Source organism: Paragemmobacter amnigenus, from assembly GCF_009908265.2.
Classification (GTDB): Bacteria; Pseudomonadota; Alphaproteobacteria; order Rhodobacterales; family Rhodobacteraceae; genus Paragemmobacter; species Paragemmobacter amnigenus.
Genome location: NZ_JAAATX020000008.1, coordinates 210,358 through 227,651 on the forward strand (window position 1 = coordinate 210,358; position 17,294 = coordinate 227,651).

The window sequence follows — 17,294 nt, forward strand, 5'->3', positions numbered from 1 at the left end:
CCTGCCCTGCCTCAGTCCTTGCTTGCGGCAAGCGACAGGTTGATCTGGTCATTTCCCGCGACGGTTGTTGGCGCGACGACCTTGCCGTCACGGTTGCCCAGCACGTCTTCCTTCGTGCCGAAGGCGGCGAGGCGGCCTGCGTGGACGGCGGCGACCATGTCGACGGCGGCCAGCACGCTGGGGCGGTGGGCGACGATCACCGCGATGCCGCCGCGGGCGCGGATGGCGCGGATCGTGTCGTTCAGCGCCCGCTCCCCCACCGCGTCGAGCGAGGCGTTGGGTTCGTCCAGCAGCACCACGAAGGGGTCCTGATAGAGCGCGCGCGCAAGCCCGATGCGCTGGCGCTGGCCCGCCGACAGCGCGGTGCCAAGCGCGCCCACCTCGGTGTCGTAGCCTTCGGGCATCTGGGCGATCATCTTGTGCACATTCGCCGCCAGCGCCGCCTTGTAGACCGCATCCGTGTCGCGATTGCTGTCAAAGCGGCTGATGTTGTCGCGCACCGTGCCGTTGAAAAGCCCCACTTCCTGCGGCAGGAAGCCGATGATCTCGCCCATCCGCGACGGGTCCCACTGGCCCAGATCGACATCGTCATAGCGGATCGACCCGCGCAGCACCGGCCAGACACCCGCCAGCGCGCGCATCAGCGTCGACTTGCCGCCACCCGAGGGGCCGACGATGGCCAGCGCCTGACCCGCCTCCAGCTCGAAGCTGACATCCGACAGGAGCACGCGGCCATTGGCGGGCGAGGCGACGGTCAGGTTCTCCACCCGCAGCGACTGGCGCGGGGTGGGCAGCAGCACCGGCGTCTTTTCCGCCGACAGCGCGACCAGCGTGTCGCGCAGCTGGCCCCAGGCGTGGCGGGCGGCGACGATGCCTTTCCAGTTGGCGATGACCTGGTCGATCGGCGCCAGCGCCCGGCCCGAGGCGACCGAGACCGCGATGATCGCGCCCGCCGAGAGCTCGCCCTGGATCGTCAGGAAGGCGCCAAGGCCCAGAAGCCCCGATTGCAGCAGCATCCGCAGCACGCGCGAGATCGACCCCATGGTGCCGGTGATGTCCGAGGCGCGGGTCTGCAGGTCCAGATGCTGGCGGTTGGCGGCGGCAAAGCGTTCCACCGCGCGGCCCGTGGCGCCCATGGCGATCAGGCTTTCCGAGTTGCGGGTGTTGGATTCCGAGATGGTGTTGCGCACCACCAGCGCCTTCTGCGCCGATTTGGCCAGATCGCGCGACTTGAACTCGGCCAGCATGGTCAGAAGCGCCAGCACCACCGCGCCCCCCAGCGTCACCGCGCCCAGAACGGGGTGCAGGAGATAGACGAAGATCAGGAAGACCGGCACGAAGGGCAGGTCGAAGATCGCCGCCGGTGCCGAGGAGCCGAGGAAGTTGCGCAGCGTGTCCACCGTGCGGCCCCGCTCCATCGCTTCGGTGGTGGAGAAGCCGTAGCGCGGCATGTCGATGGCGACCTTGTGCGACAGCGGCGCCAGCCGCTGGTCCAGCCGCGCGCCGATGCGCACCAGAAGCTGGCTGCGGATCGTGTCGAACCCGCCCTGCACCAGATAGAGCGCCAGAGCCAGCACCGACAGGAAGGCCAGCGTCTGCACCGACCCCGAGGCCAGCGCGCGGTCATAGACCTGCAGCATGTAGAAGGACCCGGTCAGCGCCAGCACACTGATCAGACCGGAAATCCCGAACAGCGCCCAGCCATAGCGCGCAAGATCCGCGTTCAAGAGCTGCCGCGCTTTCCGCATCGCAAGCGGATCGGGGGAGGACATCGGATGCGCCATGGTCGCCTCTTTTCATTCTGGCCCGCCACTGCGGGACTTTTGTTGTGCCTCCCCTCGGGGAGACGATTCTGTGTCGACATCCGTGATGCCAGCCTGGCGCCCGGCCCGTTTGGATTTGGGTCTGACCCGTTTCGGGACCTTGGTCCCAGAGGCCGGCGGTCTGGACGTCCGGCAGGGCCTCAAGGATCGGGACCGGCGGCCGATGAGGTCGGCGGCCGGTCCCCGTGTTATTGCAGCGGTTCACCCAACCGGATCTGCAGCAGGGCCACGAACTTGTCCCTGTAGTCCGGATGACTGGCCAGAACGGACATCACATGCTCGCCGTCCCATTCGGCCAGATCGACCTGCCCGTGCTCGGCCCATTCGCCGATCAGCTCCTGCAGATGCCCGATATCTTCCGTCTTCTGCATCCTGCGCCTTCCTTCCCCTCGCTGTTGCGGTATCGGCCCCCGCCCGTCACCGGACGGGGGCCTATCCTTATCAGAAGTTGAAGGACGACCCGTCGAGGTTATGGGCGCCGCGCAGCGTGATCGTGAAGTCGGCCTCAGCATCATCGTCGGTGAAGCCCTGGATCAGGGTGTCGACACTGTCCTCCGACACGAGTTCGCTGATCACGAGGCTGCCCGCCGCCGTGGTGCCCTGACCGGCCAGCGTGAAGGACTGGTTGCCGTTCAGGCCCGCCACCGCATCGATCCCCGACAGGTCGATCCGGTCGCCCGGACGGAAATCGGTGATGATGTCGCCATCCGCCACCGCGGCCGAGACAAAGACGAAGATGTCGTCGCCGTCCTCGCCTGTCATGACGTTGACGCCAAGGCCCGCCTTGATCACATCCGCGCCGGTGCTGCCGATCACGTTCTCGACCCCGATCAGGTGGTCGGTGACGCCGCCGGTGCGGACCGTGCCGATGGCCGTGTAGGCCCCCAGATCGATGGTCGCGCCCTCGGACATCGACGACAGGTCCAGCGTGTCGGACCCCGCGCCGCCGAAGATCATGTCGGCCCCGTCACCGCTGCGGGCGATGATCAGGTCGTCGCCATCGCCGCCCATCACCACATCGCGACCCGCGCCGCCGTCGATCGTATCGGACCCCGCGCCGCCCATCAGGACGTCGTTGCCCTCCTCGCCCAGCAGCAGGTCGTTGCCTGCATCGCCCATCAGGGCATCCCCGCCCGCCGTGCCGATCAGGACATCGTCCCCGGCATTGCCTTCGGTTTCGCAGACCGTGCCATCGGCCATGGCCACCACGCCGCGGACAGGGGCCGGAGCGGGCGTCGTGCCGCCCGTCTGGCTGTCGTCATCCGCGCCATCGTCACTGCAGGTCTCGGAGGAGGAGCCGTTACCGTCGCCCGCCTCTGCGGAGCCGTCACCGGCGCCTTCCTCCTCGCTGCCTTCCGCCTCCGTCTCGGGCGTTTCGCCGTCGTCGTCCTGCGGTGCATGCTCCGCTCCGCCATCGCCATGCTGGTAGGAGCCTTCGGGGGCCAGCGTCGGCAGGGCATCGATTGCCCCTGTGAAGGTCACCGAATGGGTGTCGGTGGCCATGGTTACCGTGCCGTCGCCATTGTCGGTCGCGACATAGGCCGCCGGATCGGCCCCCTGGGGAACCTCGATCACGTCCTGCGGGCGCAGCGTGCCGACCACCACGTCATTGCCACCCGCCGTGCGGAACACGATGCGGTGGGCCGAGTCGAGCGCGGTGATATCCACCAGATCGTCCTGATCCGAACCGTTGATCGTGATCGTGTTCAGCGCAAGGCTGGTGGTCGAGAAGTCACCGATCACGATGACCGTATCGCCATTCGCCGTGCCGCCCGTCGGCGCGCCGTTGGTGGGCGCCGTCACCCCCACCGTCCCGCCCAGCGGTCCGGTGATCACGATCTCCTCGATATTGTCCAGATGCAGGATCGACGAAGCCGTGGTCGTGCCGTCACGGGTGATGATGATCTCGGTATTCGCATTGGCGGGGGTGATCCCTGCCGCAATCGCCGCCTCGCGGGTGTAGATGCGGTAGGTTTCGCCTGCCAGTGCACGGGTCACGATCTGGATCGTATCGATCCCCGCACCACCATCCACCACGTCGCGACCGTCCGTTGCGGTAAAGACAAGGTTCGCATTCCAGTTGATCGTGTCATCCCCTGCACCGGCATTGATGGTGTCATTGCCGCGCAGGCCGCTGATCACGTCATCCCCGGCGGTCCCCGTCAGGGTTTCCGCCGATGCCGTACCGTTGATCGTGTTGCCCACCGCACGGGTCGCCGCGGAAGTAACCGATTCCACCGTGCCCTCGCCGTCAGTGAAGGTGACCGTGGCCCGCAGTTGCAGACCGAGCTGGCCCGCCCCCGGCTGGAAGCTGACACCGGTCGCCCCGGCGATATCCGTCCACGTCACGCCATCCGCCGAGGACTGCCACTGGAACGACTGCTGCGTGGTCACCGGGTTGAAGCCGTTGGCATCGCGGATGTTCAGCGAGCTTGCGAACAGCGTCTGCCCCGACTGCGGGGTGGTGTCGCTGATCGTGAGCGCGCCGGTCGGTGCGACGTTGGAGTCGACGACTGCCGCCGTGGCATCCGAGACAAGCGTCTCGGTATAGCCCATCCCGTCGACGAAGCTCACCTCGACCCGGAGCAACTGGCCCACCTGTGCCTGCCCGGGACGGTAGGTCGCGTCGGTCGCTCCGGCGATATCGGTCCATGTGGTGCCGCCATCGGTCGAGGACTGCCACTGGAACTGCATCGGATCGGGACCAAAGCCGTTCAGGTCCACGATGTTGTCGGGGTCGGCCGTCAGCGTCTGGTTTTCGGTCGGCGTCGTGTCGCTGATGACCGGCGCGCCTGTCGCAGCGACATTCTTGATGAAGATTTCCCCATCCGCGAATTCCAGACGTTCGATATTGGTCAGACGGTCCGTGCCTTCGTTGCCCAGGGTGCGACCCGTCGTCGGGTCGATGGGGCCCGGCGCGTTGTTGTCATGCGTGATGCTGAAGCTGCCATCGGCATTGCGGACCAGCGTATAGTTGGCACGGATGTCCCAATAGACAGCCGTGTCGATATCCGTATCGTTCAGGTCGCCGTCGAGGATCTCGCGCACCACATTCAGGTCGGCCGCCTTCACCTGACGGGCGAAGAGAGCGCCTTCCAGCGTCTTGCCGCCGAACAGCACCTCTCCGGCCACGGCCTCGATCTGCTGGCCGAGATAAGTGACCGTGCCGGTCACCAGCGACACGATCTGCTTGGTCAGGCCATCGCTGGTGGCAAAGGCCGACTTCGCATCGTCCAGAAGCTCGATGCGGATGTTCAGCCACTTGTCACCGTCGATGATGTCGTCGCCACCCATCCCCTTGATGATATCGGCGCCACCGCCGCCCAGCAGGATGTCCTGGTTCGAGTCGGTCGCCATGCGGGCCAGCTTGGTTTCGCCGGTATTGGCCTGCGTGATGGTGAAGGTTTGCAGATGGCTGACCAGTTCGCGCAGACCATCGACCATGTCGACATTCTGCTCCAGCAGCGCGTTGGAGAAGGACTCGATCGGCGAGGTGGGCGAAACGATCGCGGCACCGCCGCCAACCTGCTCGCGCCCCGTCAGCTTGTCATCGCCGGTCCAGCCCGACAGACCCTCGACCATGTCGAAGCGGTCGCGCAGGATCAGGTTCTGCTGGTTGGCGAAGATGCCGATGTTCATGTCCGCATCGACCGGATTGACCGACCCCTTGTGCGTGACCCAGTCGAACCCCGCCATTCCGTTGAACCGGTTGACGCCGGTGCCCGCCGTCATGATGTCGTCGCCCGATTCCGCGTCGAAATCGGTGTCGTTCTCGCCCGCCAGCATCACGTCATGGCCGATGACGCGGCTGTTGAAGAACAGCTCCGAGTTGTCGCCGGTCAGGGTGTTCATGTTCCCCTGACCTTCCAGCCAGTCATTGCCTTCGTTGCCGTAATAGATGCCGCCGCCGCCCGAGGCCGCGCGGACGAAGTCGTCATCCTGTCCGGCAAAGACGTCCTTGGCCTCGTCGCCACCGGCCAGCACGTCGCGCCCAGACCCGCCGAAGATCAGGTCAAGACCCATGCCCCCGTTGATCAGGTCGTCGCCGCCCTCGCCTTTCAGCACATCGGCCGCGCCGACATCGGTACCCATATCGGTGATCAGGTCCGACCCTTCGCCGCCATGGATATGATCCACGCCGAAGCCGCCCTCGATGTCGTCGTCGCCCGCATAGCCCCACAGGCCGTCATCGCCCGCGCCGCTCACGATGATGTCCCGCTCGGCCGTGCCGCCGATCACGACATGCTCGCCGCCCAGATACTTGATGTAATCGGTGTCGCCGTCACCGTCGAGATCGCGGCGCTCGACCAGTTTGTCATGGCCCAGCATCGAGGCAAGGACATCCACATCACGCGTCGGATCGGCGCTGCCGATGCCGGCGTTCCACTGCTTGCTCTGGTCCATCTCGATCACCCAGGCCGCCGTCTGGAAGGCCGCGCCGTTGATCGACAGACCCAGATGTTCGCCATCGGTGTTGCGCTGGATCAGGTCGGCAAAGCTGTCGCTTTCGAGTTGTGTCAGCAGGTTCATCCCCTGCGACCGCGACAGATAGTAGAAGCGGTCGTTGTTCTGCAGCATCTCCATCTGCGCTTCGAAGACGAAGGTGAATGTCGACCCCAGCATCCCGCCAAAGGCCATCTTCGCCTCGGCCAGACCGCCGATCCAGAAATCCACTTCGTTCAGACCGGTCTCGACACCGGCCCAGGTGCCCGTGCCGTTCAGATAGTCCAGACGGTCGGACGGTGCCGACGGATCGGCAAAGATCAGGGCGCAGGCTGCCGCGCGCTTTTCCTCCATCGTGGTGGCGGCAAGGATGGTGGGATGCGTGCCATAGGCCGCGATGAAGTTGATGACCGAAACGGGATTCTTGATGTTGGCCGCGAAATCCGTCCAGCTTTCATAGGGCTTCACATAGGTGTTGCCGGTCTGGGCAAAGAACTGCGCCCGCGCCTCGTTCAGAGACGGGATCCCGGTATCCCGCGCCCGCGCCATGTTCAGCGCGCCAAGGTCCAGCGGCAGGCCGACAAGGTTGTTCCGCAGCGCGTCGGTCAGGAATTCATCGATCTCGTTGCCATGCTGGCGCGTCATGCCGCGCAGGATCGCACCAGCCGCCGCATGGGCATCCACACCCTGCGCCTCGAAGGCCACGGGGTTCAGGAAGACGTCGAACAGCGTCTCCTTGGTCAGCCCCAGCTCGTTGTTCTGGTAGCCGAACATGTCGACCGTCTCGTTCAGCATCGAATGGCCGAAGCGGTAGACGACCTGCGCGAATTCCTGGCTGATGCCGACCGGAATCTCGGCCGTGTTGGAAAAGACGAAGGGGTCGATCTGCGGCGCGATGGAGCGGACGAACTCTTCGAACACAAGGTGCTGGTAGACCTGTTCGGTGGTGAAGCGCGACGCCTGGAACAGCCGCGCGCCATCCCACACCAGCGCATCCTTCTGCTCGGTCGTCAGGCTTGCCAGATCGGTGTTCACCGGCAGGTCCCTCAGCAGGTATTCGTTCAGCAGCGCCACATCGCTGCCAGCCAGCAGGGTGGTCTTGATCGCATCGACCTGATTGTTGTGCTCGCTGTGGAAGATGGTGTGGATCGCCGTCAGCGCGATGTTCTCGTTGCCGCGCCCGTCACCCACGATGAAGTGGCGGTCCAGCAGTTCGTTGTCATAGGTCTCGTTCTGGCCAAAGGCATTGGGCCGGATCGCATTGCCAGTGATCGCATCGGCATCGGCGGTCTTCAGGGCGGTCTCCCCCGTCAGACGGTTGACCACATAGGTGCCGGGCACTGCCGTATGGGCAATGTCGTCAAGGAAGGCATGACCGGTCGACGCCGCCATCGCCCCGTCCACACGGGCGTTCACATTGCCCGTCTGGATCGATCCATCCGCCATCACGAATTGCGGCATCCCGTTCGCGGCCGGCACGAAGTTGCCGTAAAGGTCGGTCAGAACGGCGGGCACACCATGCACGTTCAGGTCCGACAGCTCGATCCCCAGCATCTCGCGCGCCTGCGCCTTGACGTCGGCCCAGGTGGGCGGACCGCCCGCCGCGCCTTCCAGCATCTTGCCGGTCGCCATCGGCTTGCCGTCGATCATCACATATTCGCGCAGGAAGACCTGATGCGACGGGCCCGAGGTGTAAAGCTGGTTCAGGTCGATCCACGGCGTGGTCTTGTTGGCGTTCTCGCGGATGTCGTCCGCCGTGCCAAGGATGCCGTCTGGGCCGGGCTGGTTGGTGGCACGGGTCAGCACCATGAAATTGGTCGGGCTGGTCGGGTCATAAAGCGGATCGTCGGGTTGCAGCGGGATGTAGACCGACCCGTTGCCGCCCTTGTTGGTCAGGTCCAGCCCGTGGTCGAAGAACTGGCCGAAGATGGTGAAGAAGCTGTTATAGGGCGCGGTATCGCCAAGGTCGGCCGCAACGTTGCCAAGGGCCACGTTGATCCCGTCCAGCTGGATGCCATGGGTCGCAAGCACCTCGACCACCGCCGGATCGGCGATCGCGCGCAGATGGTCGGCCTCGGTCGGCGAGGCGGCCGCCGTCCCCAGTGCCGTCTTGTAGACATCCCAGATCGCCACGGTCTGGTTCAGGTTCTCGGCCCCCGTGACACCGTTGATGGTCAGCGCCGCCGAAATCGCCGCGAAATTGCCCAGCGTCTGGTCCGACACGAGGTTCGAGATCGTGCGCGGCTGGCTGTCATAGACGGACCCGGTGGTCTGGGCATAGCTGGTGGACGCTCCCGTGCGGGCATTCGCCTCGGCCTGCTGCCAGACCGGCGTCAGAAGGCGCTGCATCAGCTGGTCAGCCGACCCGCTGGTCACCATCCCGATCTGGAAATTGTTCAGTTCCCCCGTCACCGTCCGCAACCCATAGGGCACCAGCGGGTTCGTGACGAGTTCCGCCAGCGCGGTGCGCGGGTCCTGCCCGTCTGCGATCGCGGCCGTATGCGCCTCGGCGATACGGATCTGCTCGAGGATATGAGCGAGGTCGTTGAGGTTGAGCGTTACCATGGTCCTGATCCTGTCCTGAATAGCGGGCAAAGCAGGCAGTGCTTCACCGGATGGGGCCATTTGGCACGGTGCGACAGGTGCGACTAACTCCGATGGTCCTACGATGTTTTTGTAAAAAGTCCCGATCAGGATTGGACCTTGGTCTGATGCCAGAATTGGCGATCCTTAAAATATCCGCCGCAATCCGATCAGGCGCGCAGGCGGAATTTCCTTTGGAAACAGGGCCGGAACCGCCACCGCTCCGGTCGCATCGCAGCCATCACGACCGGCGCGATAAACCCGCCTGCGCCTGCCCGTGCGGTCGGAAGAAAAAATCTCCCGCCCGACTGGCCGCCCGACATGCGCCCTCGACCCCATGGCAGCCGCGCCACGCCGAAACATAAACACAAATTACTGAAATTATTATATTTTTCAGAAAATCGCCGCGCCGCGCCCGTAGCCAACCGCGAAACCCCTGCGCGGCGGCGAAGGAATCAGTACATCCCTGCTACATTCTTTTTTGCCACCACTCCCGTCGCGCCCCACCGATTCCGCGGGACAGCGCCGATCCGGAAATCGCCATCGGGCGCAATCATCGGCCAAGTGGTCTTTTAATTTCTCACAGTATGTCCGTTTCGATTAAAGGTATGTAGAAATATTTTAAGTGACCATACGGAATTCGATACTAAAATCTGCGCTCCTGAAGTTTTCAGACCTTGGTCCAATGCGGTCATTGGACCTCGGCCTGATCAATCCTGCAAGGCGCACTGTTATCCAATCGGACAAGAACTGGCAGGCCAACCGCCGCCATTCTGCCACGCTCCGGCCATCGACGGCGCCAGCCTCTGCCTGACCGGTCCCCCCGCGGACCGCATCCGGCACGGAACGGGCGCCCTGTGGCGTCGGGCATGGCACGGACGGAATGGAAAATTCCCGCAGGGCAGCAAGGCCCCTCGGGTGTGAACAAGACAGGTGGACAATGTATCTGGGAAAGACCGCATCGAAGGCACGCCAGCGCGAGGCACAGAATGCCCGCAACAACCGCGCCGAAATCGTCAAGGCGCTCTCGACCGGTCAAGTGACCCGGCGCGAGCTGATGAAATGGGGGATCTTCACCTCGGCGGGCACATTGGCGATGGTCAATGGCCTGAGCCCCTATGCCCATAGCCAGATCCTGCCTTCGGTCCCCACCGGCACACCGCCCAGCCCGCTCTTCGGGGCCCTGCCCTTCACCCAGCCGCTGCCCCGACTTTCGGAACAGAAACCCCATGACCTGTTGCCCGTCCAGCAGGGCAACGAGACGGTTCTGGAATGGAAAGGCCTGCCCACAGAACCCTATTCCAAGCGGACCTCATGGCACACGGAATATTCGGCCTCGAGCGGCAACCCGGTCTATGCGAACCCGCTGACAGGACGCGGCCCGATGGAAGGCCGCCCGCCAGGGGAATATTTCGCCCACCAGCGCTGGCTCGAATACCTGCCGCGCAAGGGCTATCTCATGACGCTGGGCTGTCCGGAAACCCACGTCTCCTTTCACCCCAACATGGCCCCGCAGGCCGACAACAAGATCTGGTCCTTCGGCCCCGGCCGTCTGGCAGCAGGGCAATTGCCCCCGCCGCTGCTCAAGGTGCGCTATGGCGAACCGGTGATCTTCCGGCACTACAACAACCTGCCCCTGCGCTATGAGGACAACGGCGGCTTCGGCTCGATCAGCCAGACCACCCACAACCACAACGGCCACAACGCCTCAACCTCGGACGGCGCTTCGAACGCCCATTTCTTCCCCGGCCAGTTCTACGACTACCACTGGGGTACCACACTGGCCCGCGCCGACCTGATCAACACCGGAGCCACCAACAAGATGGCCTCGGGTCCGGACGGCAACGGCAAGCTGGTGAACGTGCCCGGCGATTACCGCGAATTGCAGTCCTCGCTGTGGTTCCATGACCACCGCTTCTTCTACACCGCCGAAAACGCCTACAAAGGCCATATCGGCGGCCTGAACTACTACAGCGGCAAGGATCGCGGCAGCGAGACGCTGAACGACGGGGTCAACCTGCGCCTGCCCTCGGGACGCTTCCTCGACTGGGGCAATACCGATTTCGACGTGAACCTGATGTTCTCGGACGCGGCCACCGATCAGGACGGCCAGCTTTTCTTCGACATCTTCGACACCGAAGGCTTCCTTGGCGACATGCTGATGGTGAACCTCGCCTACAAACCCTTCATGGAGGTGCTGCCGCGCAAATACCGGTTCCGCATGCTCTGTGCGTCCATGTCGCGCTGGTACAAGCTTGCACTGGTCAATCAGGCCGGCAAGGTGGTTCCGATCCGCGTCATCGCGACCGACGGCAACCTTCTGCCCGCCCCAGTCACCGTGAACCAGATCGACACGATGTCCTCGGGCGAACGCTTCGACGTCATCATCGATTTCAGCCTGTTCAAGGTGGGCGACCGGCTGCGACTGGTCAATCTGATGGAATTCACCAACGGGCGCGGCCCCGACAAGATCCTCACGCTCGCCGACGCGATCAACCAGAAATCGCTGGATCCGGGCGTGGGTTCGGTGCTGGAATTCCGCCTCGTGCGCAACGTCCCCAGCGTCGACATGCCGGGCTATATCTATGACGCCTTTCGCTATGCCGACCGCGACCAGAGCGTCGTCCCCGCCAAGCTGACCGATCAGATCCCGATCGTTGCGCCCGTCCGCGAAAGGATCATCGAATTCAAGCGCGGGGCAAGTGATCCGACCGACAACGAATTCGGCGCCTGTTTCCCAAGCTGTCCCGAGGGACGTGAAAACCCCTGGGGCATCCGCATCAACGGCGAGGATACCCATTCCCTCAACGCCAACCGCATCTCGATGCTTATCCCCCGCCCCGGAGAGGTCGAACACTGGACCCTCGTCAATGGCGGCGGCGGCTGGGACCATCCCGCCCACCTGCATTTCGAAGAGGGCGTGACCATCTCGCGCACCAAATTCGCGATGGGCGCGACCGAAAAGGGCGCGCGCAAGGATGTCTGGTGGCTGGGCGAAGGCGGCTCGGTCAAGATACAGGTGCGCTTCGGCGAATATGGCGGGGCCTATGTCACCCATTGCCACAACACCGTGCATGAAGATGCCGCGATGCTGATGCGCTATGACGTGCTGACCGACCCGAACAACAGGAAAACGTCCCAGACCCACGTCCAGATCATCCCGACGCCCAATCCCACACCGGACGGCGTCACCTATGTGATGCCGGAAATCCTGCCCGAGGGGAATCCCTTCCACAGCGGCTTCAACCCCCGCCCCGTGATGACGACCGGTTGAGGGGCGCACCATGACCTTGCACGACAGACTGGGCCGCGCCGCGCGCGCGGCCCGCAGGACGCTGCTCGCCTGTGGCCTTCTGGCAGGGACGCTGTCCCTGCCCGCAGCCGCCGCCCCGCGCGATGCCGAATTCTTCACCAACCTGCCGCTCGTCACCGCGGACGGCACGGAAGTCGCTTTCTTCGACGACCTGCTGAAAGACCGCATCGTCGTGGTCAATTTCTTCTACACCTCCTGCACCGACATGTGCTCTCTCACCACCGCCCGCATGGCACAGGTCTACGACTGGCTGGGCGAGCGGATGGGGCGCGACGTCTTCTTCCTGTCCATCACCCTCGACCCCGAGAATGACACGCCCGAAAAGCTCGCAACTTTTGCCGAAGGCTTCGGCGCGGGCAAAGGCTGGACCTTCCTCACCGGCACGCAGGAAAACATCGACGCCATCCGCTTCATCCTTGGCGAAAAGGCCGACGCCCTCGCGCTGCACCGCACCGACATGGTGATCGGCAACGCCAAGACCGGCGTCTGGCGGCGATCGTCGGTCATGGGCAGCCTGACCATCGCGCTGCAATCCATCCTCGAACTCGACCCCGCCTATCGCGACAGCCTCCAGACCAATGCCGAGGCCCTGCAAAACGCGCTCGAGATCAACACCGTCTACGACCTTTCCGCCCATCCGGGCGAGGCGATCTTCCTCTCGGCCTGCGCCTCCTGCCACACCATCGGGCTGGGCCGGAAATACGCCCCCGATCTTGCCGCCGTGACCTACCGCCGCGATGCGGACTGGTTGCGCTCCTACATCATGGACCCTGACCTGGTGCTCGCCTCGGGCGACGAGACGGCGGTCGGTCTGGATCAGGACTATCCCGGCGTCGTCATGCCCAATCTCGGCCTGAACCCCGCAGATGTCGGTGACCTTATGGCCTATCTCGCCGCCGCCGACGCGCGGCTCGCAGCGACCGAGGCCGAGGCCGCCGCCTCCTATGCCGCCTACGAGGCAGCCGTCGCACAGATGACCGAACCGCCCCCTCCCGCTGCAGGGGACGGATGGTTCGCCACCGTGACGCGGCTCTTCACCCCGGCGGGTGGGAACTGACGGGCGGGGCGGGCCTGATCCTCCTGCCCGACCATCGGGCGGGTGCCCTGCCGGCACCGGTCGACGGCGCAAAAGCCAACGCTCCCCCCGCGCCTGTGCCTAGGACAATTCAAATTCAACAACCGTATAACAAAGCTTCATACCAAAGTCACACATCTGCTCCCTTCGTCATCCCCTTACTCCAAAGAGCGCAAACCGGTGTAGCATTTGTGTTGCCGTTCGCACTTTAACACTTATGACCATGCCATGGGGACAAAGGCCGCGACATTGCATCGCAATCGGCCAACTGGAAGATCGCATGGATATGATGGACAGGGGCCAAGCGCCCGCGAAGGCACGGCTGTTGCTTGCCGATGACCACGAAATGCTGCTGGAGATGTTCGCACTCTATCTCCGCAAGAACCACGCCTTCACCGTCGAAACGGCCCGCACCTTCGACGAGGCGGCGCAAAAGCTTCAGACCGAAGACCCTTTCGACGTGACCCTGCTCGACTGGAACATGCCGGGCATGCATGGCGTCACCGGATTGAAACGCGCCCTCCAGCTCACCGGTGGTCGCCCCGTAGGCATCATCACGGGCGAGGCTCTGCCCAAGGTCATCGACGAAACCGTGGCCGCCGGCGCTGCGGGGATCGTGCTGAAATCCTCCGGTGTCAGGTCGCTCGTCAACGCGCTGAACCTGATCCTGTCGGGCGAACGTTATCTGCCCTTCGATCTGGTCATGCGCCGCGCCGATCCGAACGAAGAGTCGAACGATACCCTCACCAAGCGTGAAATGCTGATCCTGACCGAAATCGCCAAGGGCAAGCGCAACAAGGAAATCTGCTCCGACCTGCAGTTGGCCCTGCCGACGGTCAAGATGTATGTCTCCTCGCTCTGCCGCAAACTCGGTGCCAAGAACCGGCTCCACGCCACCGTCATCGCCCGCGATCTCGGCCTGATGTAAGCCAGCAAAGACCGGACCACCCGCAGGCTCTGCCCCGCCGTCCCGCGCACCGCGCCGGCGGGGCAACAAACGGCGCGGCGCCCGTCTTGCCCCCGTCCGGACCCTGCCGGCATCGCCCGCCCCATCCCGATGGACAAGACGCCCTCCTTTCGGAACGGATGACCGGAACGATGTCCCGATAAAATCCAAAGACAAATCCGCCCACACCAAATAAATCCCATCCAGAATGCAGGAAAAACCGGCCCCGCCATAGGCTCCGCCTGCAGGAACCGCCGCAGCAGGAAAAGCCAAATCTGATATTTTTCAAATACTTGCATTATTTTCCTCACAGTTCGCAGTTTCATCCGAAATCACAACGTATAACCCGTAAATATCCAAAGTTTCACAACCGATACCTTTTTATGGAATTGTAGCGACCACCTCGGTTTATATGTTCGGTGCCTGATCGACTGGAGGGCAACTCCGCAGTAACGCAGGCCAGAAACACCCTCATGCCGCAGGTCACCCGCCGCCATAAGTCGGACAGCGTCTCCGTCTTGCGCTCGAAACCGGCGGTCGCGCTTGTGGCGCTGGTCTGGCTTGTCTGCCTTGGCGCGGCGGCGTCTCTGACCAATGACATCTACCGCAGCATCGCAAGTGCGGCGATCTCGCGGTCGGACTCGGTGGAATACACCCTTGCCCAGACCGAGGTGGAACTGCTCCGCTTCCTCTCTGCGGCCAATCAGGCCCGGCAGGGCCCGCCTGATGCGCTCGCGAACCTGCGGCTGGCCTTCGATGTGCTCTATAGCCGCCTCGGCGTGCTCCAGACCGGTTCTGCCTACCGCTCGGCACAGGACCACGAGGTGTTCAGGACCTCTCTCGCGACGGCACGGGACTTCATGGAAAGCACCGTGCCGCAGATCGACAGCCCCGACCCTGTCCTGCGCGCGGCTCTGCCCGAAATCATCCAGCGCGCAAGCAGCCTGCAACCGGTCATACGGGCCATGGTGCTGGACGGGTTGCACCATTTCACCGCCGAAAACGACTTCGCGCGCAACCGGACCGTAGACACGCTGCTGCGTCTGTCCCTGCTCGTCCTTGCCCTGATCCTGACCGCCGCCGCCTTCCTTGTTGTTCTACTCCGTTCACTGGGCGCCGAGCGCCGCACAGCCTCGGCCGCGACAAGCGCGGCATCGCGGCTGGACAAGATCCTGTCCACCTCGCTGGGCGCCATCATCGTGACCGACCGGACCGGCCATGTCCGGCAGATGAACCGCGCGGCCGAAACCACCTTCGGCTATACCGAGGCCGAAGCCCTGGGTCAGCCCGTCGGTGCCCTTGTCGTGCCGCAATCGCTGCGCGCCGCGCATGAACACGGGATGCTGCGCGTGTTGCAGACGGGCGAGTATCACATGGTCGGCCGTGGCCGGGTGGAAACCGTCGCCCGCAGCAAGGACAGGGGCGAATTTCCGGTCGAAATGTCCATCGACATGTCCAGCGACGATCAGGGCGAATTCTACGTCGCCTATGTGCAGGACATCTCGGACCGCCGCGCCAAGGAACGCGAGATCGCCGAGCAGAACGAGGCCCTGCAGAAAGAGGCCTACTGGGACCGCCTGACCGGCGCCATGCGGCGCACGCGCCTGCAGGAACTCTACTCCGATGGCATCCGCATCAGGGATTATGTGCTGGGCGCGTTCGACATCGACGATTTCAAGGCACCTTCTCCAAGGTGCTGTTTCCGGGGCTGCGCCTCGGCTATGCCGTCATCCCGGATCCACTGCTCGAAACCATCATGGCGTTGCGCAGCCGCACGGACCGCAGCCCGCCGACGCTTGCCGAAGCGGCGCTAACCGATCTCCTGCGCGAAGGCCATTTCGCCGCCCATCTGCGCCGCGCCCGAAGGCATGCGCAGGCGGCGCGCGATGCGCTGGTCGCGGGGCTCTCGGCGGCAAAAAACCTCTCTGTCGCCGTGCCCGACCAGGGCCTGCACCTGGTCGCCGGCCTGCCTGATTCGCTTGCCGATACGGCGGCGGCGGAGATTGCGCGGGGGGCTGGGCTCGGTGTGAGGGCACTGTCGTCCATGGCCGTCACCAACGCGCCACGGCAGGGTCTGGTCATCGGCTTTTCCGGCTTTGCGCCGGAGGTGCTGCAGGCCGCGGCGACACGCTTCGCCGCGGCAATCTCAAACAACTAGGCGACGCGGCGGGACTCGGCGGCGGCAATGGTGGCGACCCAGGCGCGGGCGATGGCAAGGCCGGTGGCGTCGGCGCTGGGGCCGTTTTCGGCGGCGAGCGTCTCGCGCTGTTCGAGCCAGCCCGGCGCAAGCGTCGGAATGAGCGCGCCGAACGTGCTCACCCATTCATCGACGACCGTGCGGCTCGCTTCGAAATGAAACTGCGTGCCGTAGACGGCGCGGCCGATGCGAAAGGCCTGGTTTTCGGCTGCACCGTTGGTGGCGAGCCGCACGGCGCCTTCCGGCAGCGCAAAGGTGTCGCTGTGCCACTGGAAGATCGGGAAGGCAGCGCTGGCGGCCGAAAGAACCGGATCGCCGGCACCGTCCTTCGTCAGCGCGACCGTGCACCAGCCGAATTCCGGCGCCGTGCCGATCAGGTTTTCCGCGCCATAGGCGCGCGCCAGGAGCTGGCTGCCGAGACAGACGCCGAGCACGGATTTCTCCGCATCGCCGAAGCGGCGCATGAGGCTCGCCAGCGCCGGCAGATAGGCGTGGCGTTCGTCGTCGCGGGCGTTCTGCGGGCCGCCCATCACGACGATGGCGTCATGGTTCGTCTCGTCGGCGGGGATGGCGTCGCCGGCATGCGGCCGGCAGATCTCGATCTCGGCGCCCGCCTCTTCCAGCGCGACACCGATCTGACCGAGAAGGGTCACCTTGTCGTTTTCCACCACCAGCACCCGCATGTGAAACTCCTGCTTTTCGATAGGACGCGACACAATCATGCCGCTTCGCTTCGTTCAAGGGTTTAGCCGACATTCCCCAAGTGGCCTGCCGCTTGACTTCAAGCTCGCCTGATTTTGCTCGCTGGGCAAGCGTTTTTCGCCCCGAGCGGTGTCTGTCGTCGCGCAAACGGCCGAAGTCGGGTGGATCAAGCCTCGAACCCGCAGCATTCTGGCCCGGCAGAGCCGCTTTTC

General features: G+C 64.3%; 9 protein-coding genes. 5 read left to right on the forward strand and 4 right to left on the reverse strand.

Going from position 1 to position 17,294, the window contains the following annotated elements:
* Positions 1-11: 11 nt before the first annotated feature.
* The 3 genes from GU927_RS12960 to GU927_RS12970 form a co-directional block, all read right to left on the reverse strand.
* Positions 12-1,784 (reverse strand): type I secretion system permease/ATPase, encoded by a 1,773-nt coding sequence (locus GU927_RS12960; RefSeq protein WP_217765626.1) that lies wholly within the window; start codon positions 1,782-1,784, stop codon positions 12-14.
* Positions 1,785-2,011: 227 nt separating this feature from the next.
* Complete coding sequence (locus GU927_RS12965; RefSeq protein ID WP_161762871.1) at positions 2,012-2,194, reverse strand: hypothetical protein; 183 nt, start codon at positions 2,192-2,194, stop codon at positions 2,012-2,014.
* 70 nt (positions 2,195-2,264) lie between these two features.
* On the reverse strand, positions 2,265-8,831 hold the full coding sequence (locus GU927_RS12970; protein ID WP_161762872.1) for a peroxidase family protein: 6,567 nt from the start codon (positions 8,829-8,831) through the stop codon (positions 2,265-2,267).
* 958 nt (positions 8,832-9,789) lie between these two features.
* Between GU927_RS12970 and GU927_RS12975 the strand changes: the two genes are divergently transcribed.
* From GU927_RS12975 to GU927_RS12995, 5 genes are all read left to right on the forward strand, one after another.
* Positions 9,790-12,123, forward strand: coding sequence for a multicopper oxidase family protein (locus GU927_RS12975; RefSeq protein WP_161762873.1), 2,334 nt, complete (start codon positions 9,790-9,792; stop codon positions 12,121-12,123).
* A gap of 10 nt (positions 12,124-12,133) precedes the next feature.
* Complete coding sequence (locus GU927_RS12980; protein WP_161762874.1) at positions 12,134-13,219, forward strand: SCO family protein; 1,086 nt, start codon at positions 12,134-12,136, stop codon at positions 13,217-13,219.
* A gap of 298 nt (positions 13,220-13,517) precedes the next feature.
* Complete coding sequence (locus tag GU927_RS12985; RefSeq protein WP_232489210.1) at positions 13,518-14,165, forward strand: response regulator transcription factor; 648 nt, start codon at positions 13,518-13,520, stop codon at positions 14,163-14,165.
* Positions 14,166-14,656: 491 nt separating this feature from the next.
* Positions 14,657-15,997, forward strand: coding sequence for a PAS domain-containing protein (locus GU927_RS12990; RefSeq protein ID WP_161762875.1), 1,341 nt, complete (start codon positions 14,657-14,659; stop codon positions 15,995-15,997).
* Positions 15,913-16,341, forward strand: coding sequence for a hypothetical protein (locus GU927_RS12995; RefSeq protein ID WP_232489212.1), 429 nt, complete (start codon positions 15,913-15,915; stop codon positions 16,339-16,341). Before GU927_RS12990 ends, GU927_RS12995 begins: the two co-directional genes overlap by 85 nt.
* Here GU927_RS12995 and GU927_RS13000 read toward each other — a convergent pair.
* Positions 16,338-17,063: a type 1 glutamine amidotransferase gene (locus GU927_RS13000; protein WP_161762876.1), complete on the reverse strand. Its 726-nt coding sequence runs from the start codon at positions 17,061-17,063 to the stop codon at positions 16,338-16,340. The genes GU927_RS12995 and GU927_RS13000 overlap by 4 nt on opposite strands.
* Positions 17,064-17,294 lie beyond the last annotated feature (231 nt).